Genomic DNA, 12172 nt, shown 5'->3' with positions numbered 1-12172 from the left:
CAAATCTTGCACCCGATACACAATTCCTCGTTCACGACCGCTTTCAGGGTTACTTTCTTCACGTTCGTTCCTCCTTTTTCCTATCCTCTTTTGTCTCTATTTGTTCGGTAATATCAAATCTCGTTCTTGGTTCTATGCAAAACAGGCATGAGGAAAGTTCTCTCCTCATGCACACTGTCATGTCGCCCATTTGGTGCTTTCAGCAGGCCACAGCCGTCTTATTTTTTGTAATAGCCAAGCCGGGCGGATAGCTTATCCGTACAGGCCAACAGATCCCTTTTTACCTCTTCCACATCCACATCCTGGACGCGCCCATAGGCAAAGGACAAACTCACAGCCAACTCCGCATCCCCGGTGTGCCGCAAAACTGGAGACGCTATGCAGGTAACCCCACGCTCAATCTCTTCCCGATCCATGGCAATGCCGGTGCGGCGAACCTCATCCAGTTCTTTCCGCAGTGCATCCTTTCGCGTGATGGTGTGCTCCGTTCGCTTCTGGAACATCTGGTTCCAAATATATTTGTTCAGATACTCCTCCGGCAGGAATGCCAGCATGGCCTTTCCAACACCGGTACAGTACATGGGCGCCCTCATGCCTACATTGGATGTGCTGATCAGGGAATTTCCGCGATCCAGCTTGTCAATATAAAGTACCTCCCCTTCACTGTGCGTTGCAATATGTACAGTTGCCAAGTACTTCGCCGCCAACGGCGCACAGCACTCCTTGGCCTCATTCCGCACATCGATTCTGGACAGCACCAGATTTCCCAATTCGAACAGCATAATACCCAGCCGGTATTTCTTGCTGCTCTCCACTTGTTCCAGGTAGCCGTAGCTGGCCAAAGTGTTTACCAGACCGAACACCGTACTTTTGTTCAGCCCCATCTCCGCGGCCAGTTCTGAAATTCCCATCTCCGGGGTCCGCTCAAAGCAACGGATGATTTCTGCTGCCCGTGCCACAGACTGCACTTGTATCCCGTTTTTCCTCTGTTCCTGTGTCATCGTTCTTTCCATTCTCTTCTCGTTATCAGCCAAAACCTAAAGCGCCATTTGCTGTATTTTACAATTATGATATCATAACTCCCCACACATTTGTCAATGCTTTTATTAATATCAAACTATATTCGTTAATGGCATACAATTATTTTGTGAAAATTTGATATTTCTGTCACTTGATAAAAAAATTTTCCTTGTTCTCAATTTCCAAAAAAGTCCGCTCTTTAAAGATCGGCCTTTTGGGTAGATAAATGGGAAACTGCCAGCGGTTTCGCCGGCAGTTTCCCATGGAAAGAAAAGAATAATATCAATTAATCCTCATTGTAGCTTTTAGCAAGCCGCACGTAGGTCTTGTAGCGCTCGTCTGCTTCCTTCTGTGCCTCAGCAAACAGCTTCTCGGCAATCTCAGGATACTTAATCTTGAGGCCGGCGTAACGGACCTCGCCATTGAAGAATTCGCTGACAGGTACAGAAGGCTGCTTGTAATCCAGAGAGAAGGGCTTCTCGGCCTTGTTGGGATCGTAGCGGTACAGGGGCCACAGGCCGCAGTCCACGGCCTTCTTCATCTCCGCCTGGACATTGTTCATGCCGGCCTTGATGCCGTGGTTAATGCAGGGAGCATAGGCAATCACAATAGAGGGCCCCTTGTGATTGACCGCCTCCGTGACAGCCTTCATCAGCTGACCGGGATTGGCGCCCATAGCAACAGAAGCCACATACACGTTGGGATAGGTCATCATCAGGCGGCCCAAATCCTTCTTGGCTGTCTTCTTGCCGCCGTCGGCAAACTTGGCGGAAGCGCCCACGGGAGTTGCCTTGGAGGACTGTCCACCGGTGTTGGAGTACACTTCGGTATCCACCACGAAAACGTTGATATCCTCACCAGAGGCCATCACGTGATCCAGTCCGCCGTAGCCAATGTCGTAAGCCCAGCCGTCGCCGCCGAAGAGCCAGACGACCTTCTTGCTTAGCTGATCCCTGTGCAGCAGAATCTGGTCGGCCAGTTCCTTTGCCTCGCCGGTGAGCTCTGCCTTTTCCAGAGCGGCCACCAGAGCACGGGCGTCCGCATCGTTCTTGTCCAGGTCCTCGAAGGTCTCCAGCCATGCGTTGATGGCGCCCTCCAATTCGGTGCCGGCCACCAGGGGCAGCAGCGCCTCGGCCTGCATCTTCACGCCATTGCGGCGCTGCTTGACAGCCAAGACCATGCCCAGACCGTTTTCAGCCTGATCCTCAAACAGGGTGCCGTAGAACGCGGGGCCGCGGCCTTCCTTGTTGACCGTGTAAGGCAGAGAGGGGAATGCGCCGGCCCACGCCAGGGAGCAGCCCACGCCGTTAACCCAGTAGGTCTTCTCGCCGTACAGCTGGGTGATAAGCTTGGCATAGGGGGTCTCGCCGCAGCCTGCGCAGGCGCCGGAGAACTCCACCAGAGGCTGGCTGAACTGGCTGCCCTTCAGGGTCTTACGCTCGAACACGCCCGGCTTGTCACTGAGGGACAGGGCATAGTTCCAGTTGGTCTCGTCGTACATGGTGTCGTCCACGGGCTCCATGGTCAAAGCCTTGTCCTTGGCCAGGCAGGAAGCGGCGCAGCTGCCGCAGCCGGTGCAGTCCAGGGTGGAGACCTGCAAACGGTACTTCAGCCCGGCAGCCCCCTTGGCGTCCACCATGGTGAAGCCGGCGGGAGCGGCCTTGGCCTCCTCGTCATTCACCAGGTAGGCCCGGATGGCAGCATGGGGGCAGACAAAGGTGCACTGGTTGCACTGCAGGCACTTGTTGGGTTCCCAAGCAGGCAGGCTGCTGGCAATGCCGCGCTTGTCGTACTTGGAGGTACCCAGGGGATACGTGCCGTCCTGGTGCTCCAGGAAGGTGGAGACGGGCAGATCGTCGCCGCGCTGGCGGTTGCAGGGAATCACAATGTTCTTGACCACATTGGGCAGATTCTCGTCCACGGTGCGCTCATCCTTTGCCTGAGACCAAGCGGCTGGAATCTCCACCTTCACGGGGCTGTTGATACCAGCGTCTACGGCAGCCAGGTTCATGTTGACCACCTTCTCGCCCTTCTTGGCGTAGGTCTTCTGGGCGGCTTCCTTCATGTAGCGGACCGCGTCCTCCACAGGCATGACGCCCGAAAGCTTGAAGAATGCAGCCTGCAGAATCAGGTTGGCGTGGTTGCCAAGACCCAGATCCCGGGCAATCTTGTTGGCATCCACCGTATAAAACTGCACATTGTGGTCAGCAATGTACTTTTTCACGTCGCCGGGCAGGTTCTTCTCCAGTTCTTCACCGCTCCAGGAGGTATTCAGCAGGAAGGTACCGCCGTCCTTGATCTCATGGATCATGTCATAGCGGGTGATGTAAGATTGGGAATGGCAGGCCAGGAAGTCAGCGGCCTTGATTAAGTAGGTGGAGCGGATGGGGCTCTTGCTGAACCGCAGGTGGGACTTCGTGATGCCGTAGGACTTCTTAGAGTCATACTCGAAATAAGCCTGGGTATACATACCGGCGTGGTCGCCGATGATTTTGGCGGAGTTCTTGTTGGCGCCGACCGTACCGTCGGAGCCCAGCCCCCAGAACTTGCAGCTGACGGTGTCCGCAGACTCGGTAATCAGCGGCTCCTTCACATCCAGGCTGAGATGTGTCACATCGTCCACAATACCGATGGTGAAGAGGTGCTTGGGCGTCCCGCTCTTCATGTTGTCAAACACGGCCTTAATCTGAGCGGGAGTAACGTCCTTGGAGGCCAAACCGTAGCGGCCGCCGAACACTTCGGGTGCGTTTTCCTTGTTGGCATAGCATGCACACACATCCAGATACACGGCGCCAGCGATGGCGCCGGGCTCCTTGGAACGGTCCATGGCGGTGATCTTCTTGACGGTCTTGGGCATGGCGTTCAGGAAGTACTGCATGTCGAAGGGGCGGAACAGGTGGATCTGCAGCATGCCGACCTTCTCGCCCTTGGCGTTCAGGTAATCTACCACTTCCTTTGTGGCCTCGCAGGCAGAGCCCATGATCACAATCACGCGCTCAGCATCCTCAGCACCGTAGTAGTTGAAGATGTGGTAGTCACGGCCGGTGATCTTGTTGATGCCCTGCATGTAGCCTTCCACAACGCTGGGAATGGAGTCATAGGTGCCGTTGTTGGCCTCCTGAGATTGATAGTACACATCGGGTCCCTGCACGGTGGTCCGCTGAACGGGATGCTCGGGGTTCATGGCGATCTGATGGTAGGCCTCCAGCGCATCCTGATCCATCAGCTGTGCCACCTGATCCAGATCGATCATCTCAATCTTCTGGATCTCGTGGGAGGTACGGAATCCATCGTGGAAGTGGATGAAGGGAACCCGGGTCTTTACTGTGGTCAGATGTGCAACTGCAGCCAGATCCATAACTTCCTGCACGCTGGCAGTGGACATCATGGTGACGCCGGTGGTACGGCAGGTCATTACATCCTGGTGATCGCCGAAAATGTTGTTGGCATGCTGGGCCACAGAACGGGCCGCCACGTGGAAGACAGCGGGCATCCGGTGGCCAGCCATGATGTACAGGTTGGGGATCATCAGCAGCAATCCCTGGGAAGAGGTGAAGGTCGTTGCCAGGGCACCAGCCTCTGCCACGCCGTGAAGCGCGCCGGAAGCGCCGCCCTCGGACTGCATCTCAACCAGCGTTACCGGCTGTCCAAACATATTCTTGCGGCCGGCGGCAGCCCACTCGTCCACCTTTTCACTCATCGGGGACGACGGCGTGATGGGGAAAATGCCGGCCACTTCCGTGAAGTGGTAGGCAACGGTGGCGCAGGCTTCATTGCCATCCATCGTTTTCATGATTTTTTTCTCAGACATGAAGATCCTCCTATTTAAATATCTCTATCCATCCATGCGTCTTTTCCCGGCGCGGAAGCTTCCGTGCCGGGAAAAGAGAGTCGCATCTTAAAATACCTTGGCAAAATTACATCTTAATGACAGCGCCCTGGTCAGCAGAGGTTGCCACCTTTGCATACAGCCGCAGGTAACCGTTGGGGATGTTTTTCTTGGGCATCTCCAAAGTCTTATAGCGCTCTGCAATCTCTTCGTCGGAGACATGCAGCTCCAACTTGCCCTCGTTGACGTCAATCAGAATCTCATCGCCGTCATGAACAATGGCCAGAGGGCCGCCCTCAGCAGCCTCGGGGGAGATATGGCCCACGAAACAGCCGTTGTTGGTTCCGGAGAAGCGGCCATCGGTAATCAAGGCAGCGGACTTGCTCAGGCCCACGCCGTACATGTACTTCATGGCCTTGAACATCTCACGCATGCCGGGACCGCCTTTTGGCCCCTCGTAGCGGATAACCACCACATCGCCAGCTTCAATTTTACCACCCAGAATGGCTTCTTCGGCCTCCTCCTCACTGTTGTAGCACTTGGCCTTTCCGACGAAGTGATGCATGGAGGGGTCAATGGCGCCGGGCTTGGAAACAGCGGTATTGGGGCACAGGTTGCCATGGAGCACGGCCACACCGCCGGTCTTGGAGAAGGGAGCCTCCATCGTCTTGATGATGGTGGGATCCTCGGGATACTCATATACATACTCAGCCAGGTTTTCCTTCAGGGTCTTGCCGCTGACAGTCATGACAGAGGTGTCCAGCAGATCGCCCAGGCGCTCCTCCACCTTCGGAATGCCGCCGGCGCGGTAGAAGGCCTCCATCTCGGGCTTGGCGGCGGGGTTCACCTTAGCAATCTGGGGCGTGATCTTGCTGAGGGTCTCGAACTCCTCTACCACGTTCATGTCCAGCTCCGCCTCGTTGGCAATGGCTGACAGGTGCAGCACCGCGTTGGTGGAACCACAGATGGCCATGGTGACCTTGATGGCGTTGCGGATGGCCTCCTTGGTCATGATCTGGCGGGGAGTAATGCCCTTCTTGCACAGATCCACAATCGCACGGCCAGCCTCGAAGGAGTGGCGCAGACGGGCGGCATAAGCGGCGGGAATCAGGCCGCCGCCGGGCAGAGACATACCCAGAGCCTCGGCCACACAGCACATGGTGTTGGCAGTACCCAGGAAGGAGCAGGAACCGCAGCCAGGACAAGCAGTGTTCTCCAATGCGTCGTACTCGCGCTCGGAGAGCTTGCCGGCCTTCACCATACCCAAAGCCTCGGAGATAGAGGTCAGGTCGGACTTGCGGCCGTCAAACTCGATGCCGCCCAGCATAGGGCCACCCACGCAGACGATGCAGGGGATATCCAGGCGGGCAGCGACCATCAGCATAGCGGGAACAATCTTATCGCAGGAAGCCAGCAGAACCAAGCCGTCCAGCCGATGAGCCTGCGCCATAATCTCCACGGAGTTTGCAATAATTTCGCGGGAGGGCAGAATGTAGTGCATGCCATCGTGGCCCTGAGCCACACCGTCGCAAGCGGCGATGGTGCCGAACTCTGCGGGTGTGCCGCCGGCGGCGTAAATGCCGTTCTTCACGTACTCTGCCACTTTGTCCAGATTGTAGTGGCCGGGAACCAAGGTATTCCAAGTGTTGGCAATACCGATCAGGGGCTTCCCCTCCTTCAGTTCGCTGTCCGTATAACCCATGGACTTAAACAAAGAGCGCGCAAATGCGCTATCTTCCATGCCAAGGATCGCCTTACTCCGAAGATCCATTCAATTTTTCCTCCTCAAAATATGTCTCTGATTGAATTCAATCTCTATCTTTACTGAACAAGCCATGTCTTTACGGCGCAATTCCGTTCTACATTACTGTCCGTCGTTCTCGAATTTATTATAGTGGTTTGTCTTTCATTTGTCAATATCGGACATAAATCGCCAATGTAAAATATGTAGGACATTTTTTATACTTATTGACAGCCGTCTGTGTTTATCCTATAATATATACAAAATGATATTCTGTATTGCAGAACATTTCGAAGGAGAGAGGACGATCCATGGCTACCACAAAGAACATCCAGTCGGTTGAGCGCGCCTTTGCAATCTTAGAATCCTTTCAGCAGCATGGCGGAATGGAGCGCAGCGTCAAGGAGATCTCTGAGGCCCTTGGACTCAATAAAAGCACCACATTCGGCCTGATCAATACACTGACCAATTTGGGATATCTTCAGCAAAATACAGGAAATCAAAAATATGTTCTGGGCCTGAAGCTTCTCAGTTTTTCCAACACCATTAAGGTGCAAAACAGCATTATCCGCACAGTACATCCCTATCTGGAGCAAATTAATCATAAGTATGGCGAAACCGCCCACTGCGCTGTGGAGCATCAGGAAAGCGTCATTTACTTGGATAAAGTGGAAGCAACCGGTTCCATTTCCATCAATACCCAAATCGGCACACAGAACTACATGCACTGCACCGGCGTTGGAAAGTGTATTCTCGCCTATATGCCCACTGATTATCAGGAAAACATTCTTTCTGCACCGCTGAAAACCATGACCTATAATACGATTACCAATTCCGAGCAACTGCGGGAGGAGATTCGGAAGATCCGGGAGTCCGGCTTCGCCATTGATAACGAGGAAGTGGAAGTTGGCCTTTCCTGTGTGGCGGTTCCCGTATTCTCCGCCCCAGACAAGGTTGCCTGCTCCATCAGCATTTCCGGCATGACGCCCAGGGTGCAGATCGCTATGAAGAATGGCTTGATAGAGGACTTGAAGCATTCTGCGGCGTCCATTTCCAAGAGCATGTTCGGATACGAATACACTGTGTCAGAGATCAAGTGATAAACCTTTCATTTACAAAGCAGCGGGGGAAAATTCCCCCGCTGCTTTTTTGTCTTTTCCTTATCAGTAGCAGGTCACACCGCCATCGATGGGCAGATTCACACCGTTGAGGAACGATGCTTCCTCACTCACCAGATACAGCACCGCATTGGCTACATCATCCACAGTTGTCAGGCGGCCCAAGGGGATCTCGTCGATCCTCGCCTGTTTTTTTGCCGGATCCGCCATCAGTGATGCCACAAACGGCGTGTCAATGGTGGCTGGATGAATGGAATTGCAGCGAATGTTGTCTTTGCCGTACCGGGCAGCCACAGACTTGGTCAGCAGCGTCACCGCGCCCTTCGTGGCCGTATAGGCCTCCGGTGTGTTCATATGGCCAATCAGGCCGCAAATGGAGGAGGTGTTGATAATCGTACCACCTCCCTGCCGACGCATCACAGGAATAGCATATTTGGTGGCAAGGAACACGCTGCAGGTGTTCACCTCCATCATTTTCATCCATTCGTCCTTCACCATCTCCTCAATGGGCTTCCGAATATTGATTCCCGCATTATTGACAACAGCATCCAGGCGGCCGCTCTCTGCTACGATCCGTTCCACCACCGCCTTCCAGTTCTCTTCGCTGGCAACGTCCATACCGGCGCTGTGAACCCTCCAGCCCATATCTGTCATTTCCTTAGCCAGTGCCTCTGCCCGGTCCGCTGCCAAGTCCAGCACCCAAACCTCAGCGCCATTTTCCGCCAGTAACTTTGTCTGCGCGGTGCCGATGCCGCCTGCGCCGCCGGTAATCGCCACCACTTTGTTTCTCACTGTCATGTAAAATAATACCCCTTTTCAGCCCCTGGTCTCCTTGTCCTGCCAGGCCTTGTTGGGATTCTGAACCCCCATTTTGCCGCCGGTCACCTCAAGGGTAGTGCCGGTAATGTAACGGGCATAGTCGGATGCCAGGAATGCCATGGCCCACGCCACATCAATTGGCTGGCCAAAGGAGTGCATGGCAATGGCACTTTTCATGTCCTCTCCGTTGGATTCTGTCAGAGCACGGGTCATATCCGTGTCAATCACGCCAGGAATATAACCGTTGACCCGAATACCATAGGGTGCCAGCTCTGCCGCCAACGTTTTAATCATGGAACTGACGGCGGATTTTGTGGCGGCGTACACCCCGCTGCCCACAGAGGGGAACAGCGCCGCAAAAGAGGATGCCATCAGCAAAACGCCGCCTCGCTCCTTCATCGTGCGGTAAGCGATTCTGGCCCCCAGATAGGCGGACTTCATGTTGGTGTCCACCGTCTTGTCCCACACTTCCTCCGTGGTGTCAATGATGCTGTACTGCGGATAGATGCCGGCGTTGCTGACCCAGATATCAATAGGGCCCAGTGCCGCCTTAGTATGTGTGGCAAAGGACTCCATGGAATCCGCGTTGGAAACGTCGCAGGTCTCGCCGAAAACAGCAATTCCCTTTGATTTCAAGCTGTCCAACGCCTTTTCCAGCTTTGCGGAATTGGTCCCGCAGACGGCTACTTTGGCACCAAGCGTACCAAACAGCTCTGCGCAGGCCAAGCCAATGCCGGAAGTTCCTCCCGTGATCAGGGCGACCTTGTTGTCAAAACGAATCTCCATATGTTTGTCCTTTCATGGTTTTATTTAAAATCTGCCCTCCGGCGGATGCCGGGTTAAAAGCAAGCCGGGAACACTCCGGTAAACGAAGTGTCCCCGGCAGGGAAAGCATATTTTATTCAAGAAAAATCAGCCCAGCAAACCCACTGCGTTAAAGATGGCAATGGCAATGATGCAGATGACGGATGCCACGGCACTGGGGATGGTGACATACTTCAGGGACTGCTTGGTATCCAGGTGGAAGAACTGACCCATGACCCAGAAGCCAGAGTTGCTGACGTGGTCAAATGCCAGGGTGCCAGCACCGATAGCCAGAACGGCAGCCAGGGGGGACAGCCCCAGGGAGGGCAGCATGGGCAGAACGATACCGGCGGCAGTCATACCCGCGGTGGTCATGGAGCCCACGGCGGTCATCATAATGACGGCCACGGCCCAGGGAATCAGGATTGCGGGAATAGGGCTGTTGCCCACCATCTCAGACAGGGGAGCCAGAGCCGGAGCACTCTTCAGCACAGTGCCGAAAGCGCCGCCCATAGCCGTGATCAGCAGAGGAGACAGGCAGACCAGCAGACCGCGGGCAACCCACTTGTTCAGGGCAATTTCGCTCACCTTGGAGTCCGCCTCGTTGGGGAAGTTCTCCTGATAGGCAGCCAGAACAGCCTTGCGCTGCTTATACGCCAGCCACAGGGAGTACAGGACGCCGATGAACAGAGCGATGACCTTGTGACCGATGGTCGTGCAGACAGCGTAGAAAGCGCCCTCGGGATCCGCGTACATAGAGGCGAAAGAGGACAGGGAGATCAGTGCCACGGGCAGCAGCAGGGGCAGGAAGGCCACAAAGGTGCCGGGCAGGTTTGGATCCTTGATCAGAATGTCGTCAATGCTGTCGGAATCGGTCTCAGCCAGGCCCTTGACCATCTCGGGATTGGGCTCAATCCATTCCTTCTCGGTCCATCTCTTCAGCACCAGCCAAGTGCCGAAGAAGCCGATCAGGGCGACAACAACACCCCAGACAATGGTCATGCCCAGGTCAGCCTCAAACATGATGGCAATGGCCAGAATACCGGGGGTGGGCGGTACCAGACCATGGGTCAGGAACAGGCCCAAACCGGTGAAAGAAGCCATCGTAGACATAGAGATGTGCTTCCGCTTGGAGAGCATGGAAGCGATGGGGGCGGTCAGCACCATGGTGATGTCGCCGAACACGGGGATGGACATGATGAAAGCGGTCAGTGCAGGGGCGAGCTCCATATTCTTGCCTCGGAACAGCTTAATAAAGAAGTTGGCAATGACCTTGGCCGCGCCGGTATCCTCGATGGCCATAGAGATGATACCGCCGAGGATGATGGTGATGCCGATGCTGCCCAAGGTTCCGCCAAAGCCGCTGCCAATCATATCAGCAGTGCCGGACACGCCGTAACCCAGAACAATACCGGTAAGCAGAGCAGTGGTGAACAGGGCCATGACAGGGTGAACCTTCAGCTTGATAATCATAAGCATCAGGACGAGAATTGCTGCCACCAGAACTACAAGAAATACTCCAGCAGACATAACGTGTTTTCTCCTTTTTCTCTAAAATATTCTGTAGAACTTCTGCAGCATCTTTTTCATTCGCGTATTGCTTTCCCAATGTTGTGGCAGCAGAATCTGCAGACCACTGTCTCACTTACACAGCGTTCTTTTTTGCCGCTCGATATTCTACAATATTGAACAACCAGATATTAAATCATCCGATGTGAGTTTGTCAATATCCCGGCGAACTTTTTAGCACTATTGCTGTAATTATCGTTTATAATTTGTTTAATATATCTATTGAATAATTTGCAATTAACATTTTTTTAGACTTCCTGTTTTTTTACCTACACCTCACTTTTCTCTAACCATTCTTTATTATAGAATTTTAGTCTATATTGATGCTTTTTATCGATATTGCCGTACAATTGCCTGACTTTTCACAATGTTTTTATTGTTTCACAGCAAAAAATGCCATGCGCCACTCCCTGTTTTCTTTTCCCTGAATTTCCTGTATAATGAAAAAATAGTGAATACATCATTTCGCGCCATATTTTCTCACAAAAATTGCTTGTACCAATTACTTCCGGAATGGTACAACTATAAATTTATGGGAGGCGATTCCTTGAAACAGCTTTTTTCGATGCAGGTGATTGCTCATATCCGGAGTGATTTCTCATCCAAATTCGGAATTCCCCGGCAGAGCGGTTTGGTGGATGCCCTGGAGTCTACCATCGTTCTTGAACCGCCGTTTCGTAATCCCGATGCGTTGCGGGGGCTGGAGGATTTTTCTCATATTTGGCTGATTTGGGCTTTTTCAGAATCTATACAGGAGCGGTGGTCCCCCATGGTCCGCCCGCCCCGGCTGGGCGGAAATGTACGGATGGGAGTCTTTGCAACCCGTTCTCCCTTCCGGCCAAATCCTATCGGACTCTCCTCTGTGCGTTTGGAGCGCATCGAGCTGACGGAAACAGTGGGGCCTGTTCTTCATGTACGTGGGGCTGACCTGATGAATGGCACGCCCATTTTTGATATCAAACCTTATATTCCCTATGGCGACTGTCATCCAGATGCGTTGGGTGGTTTTGCCCCCGCCGCACCTGAGGAAGTATTGAAGGTCTGTATTCCTCCGGACTTATTGGAGAAGGTTCCTGCCAAGCGGCGCGAAGCCCTCCTGGGTGTTTTGGCACAGGATCCGCGTCCTCCCTATCAAAAGGATCCAAACCGGGTCTATGGATTTTCCTTCGCTGGTGTGGAAGTTCAATTCCAGGTGGCAGATCCCGTCTTAACCGTGGTGGATATTTCCGCTTCGGCAAATGCGTATCCGGACAATACCTGAGCGTATATAGC

At 53.8% G+C, this 12172-nt stretch carries 8 protein-coding genes; 2 read left to right on the top strand and 6 right to left on the bottom strand.

The features are described 5' to 3' along the window. Positions 1 to 218: 218 nt before the first annotated feature. The 3 genes from BMZ81_RS04485 to ilvD form a co-directional block, all read right to left on the bottom strand. The gene (locus tag BMZ81_RS04485) at positions 219 to 1013 is read right to left on the bottom strand and encodes an IclR family transcriptional regulator (protein WP_242942564.1); all 795 of its coding nucleotides are present in this window, start codon (positions 1011 to 1013) and stop codon (positions 219 to 221) included. Positions 1014 to 1306: 293 nt separating this feature from the next. Next, complete coding sequence (gene nifJ, locus BMZ81_RS04480) at positions 1307 to 4831, bottom strand: pyruvate:ferredoxin (flavodoxin) oxidoreductase (RefSeq protein WP_091129118.1); 3525 nt, start codon at positions 4829 to 4831, stop codon at positions 1307 to 1309. A gap of 106 nt (positions 4832 to 4937) precedes the next feature. Then, positions 4938 to 6620 (bottom strand): dihydroxy-acid dehydratase, encoded by a 1683-nt coding sequence (gene ilvD / locus BMZ81_RS04475; protein ID WP_091129117.1) that lies wholly within the window; start codon positions 6618 to 6620, stop codon positions 4938 to 4940. Between the two features lie 281 nt (positions 6621 to 6901). Here ilvD and BMZ81_RS04470 point away from each other — a divergent pair, with 281 nt between their 5' ends. Continuing rightward, entirely contained in the window at positions 6902 to 7690 is a 789-nt protein-coding gene (locus tag BMZ81_RS04470) for an IclR family transcriptional regulator (protein ID WP_091129114.1), read from the top strand. A gap of 63 nt (positions 7691 to 7753) precedes the next feature. Here BMZ81_RS04470 and BMZ81_RS04465 read toward each other — a convergent pair whose 3' ends face one another. From BMZ81_RS04465 to BMZ81_RS04455, 3 genes are all read right to left on the bottom strand, one after another. After that, the gene (locus BMZ81_RS04465) at positions 7754 to 8506 is read right to left on the bottom strand and encodes an SDR family NAD(P)-dependent oxidoreductase (RefSeq protein WP_091129113.1); all 753 of its coding nucleotides are present in this window, start codon (positions 8504 to 8506) and stop codon (positions 7754 to 7756) included. 18 nt (positions 8507 to 8524) lie between these two features. Beyond that, positions 8525 to 9313: an SDR family NAD(P)-dependent oxidoreductase gene (locus BMZ81_RS04460; protein WP_091129110.1), complete on the bottom strand. Its 789-nt coding sequence runs from the start codon at positions 9311 to 9313 to the stop codon at positions 8525 to 8527. A 126-nt stretch (positions 9314 to 9439) separates the two neighbouring features. Next, positions 9440 to 10861, bottom strand: a complete 1422-nt coding sequence (locus BMZ81_RS04455) for a GntP family permease (protein ID WP_091129109.1) — start codon at positions 10859 to 10861, stop codon at positions 9440 to 9442. Positions 10862 to 11465: 604 nt separating this feature from the next. Between BMZ81_RS04455 and tsaA the strand changes: the two genes are divergently transcribed. Then, a complete protein-coding gene (tsaA, locus tag BMZ81_RS04450) occupies positions 11466 to 12161 on the top strand; it encodes a tRNA (N6-threonylcarbamoyladenosine(37)-N6)-methyltransferase TrmO (RefSeq protein ID WP_091129141.1) in 696 nt (231 codons plus the stop codon). Positions 12162 to 12172 lie beyond the last annotated feature (11 nt).

Origin of the sequence: Oscillibacter sp. PC13, assembly GCF_900115635.1 — a bacterium.
Classification (GTDB): domain Bacteria; phylum Bacillota; class Clostridia; order Oscillospirales; family Oscillospiraceae; genus Oscillibacter.
Note: the sequence above shows the minus strand (reverse complement) of the source record. Positions and strands in the feature narration are given on the sequence as shown.

Coding starts and splice junctions, on each gene's coding strand:
- BMZ81_RS04460 (WP_091129110.1), bottom strand. CDS start 9,313: ATGGAGATTCGTTTTGACAACAAGGTCGCCCTGATCACGGGAGGAACT.
- nifJ (WP_091129118.1), bottom strand. CDS start 4,831: ATGTCTGAGAAAAAAATCATGAAAACGATGGATGGCAATGAAGCCTGC.
- BMZ81_RS04465 (WP_091129113.1), bottom strand. CDS start 8,506: ATGACAGTGAGAAACAAAGTGGTGGCGATTACCGGCGGCGCAGGCGGC.
- ilvD (WP_091129117.1), bottom strand. CDS start 6,620: ATGGATCTTCGGAGTAAGGCGATCCTTGGCATGGAAGATAGCGCATTT.
- BMZ81_RS04470 (WP_091129114.1), top strand. CDS start 6,902: ATGGCTACCACAAAGAACATCCAGTCGGTTGAGCGCGCCTTTGCAATC.
- BMZ81_RS04455 (WP_091129109.1), bottom strand. CDS start 10,861: ATGTCTGCTGGAGTATTTCTTGTAGTTCTGGTGGCAGCAATTCTCGTC.
- tsaA (WP_091129141.1), top strand. CDS start 11,466: ATGCAGGTGATTGCTCATATCCGGAGTGATTTCTCATCCAAATTCGGA.
- BMZ81_RS04485 (WP_242942564.1), bottom strand. CDS start 1,013: ATGGAAAGAACGATGACACAGGAACAGAGGAAAAACGGGATACAAGTG.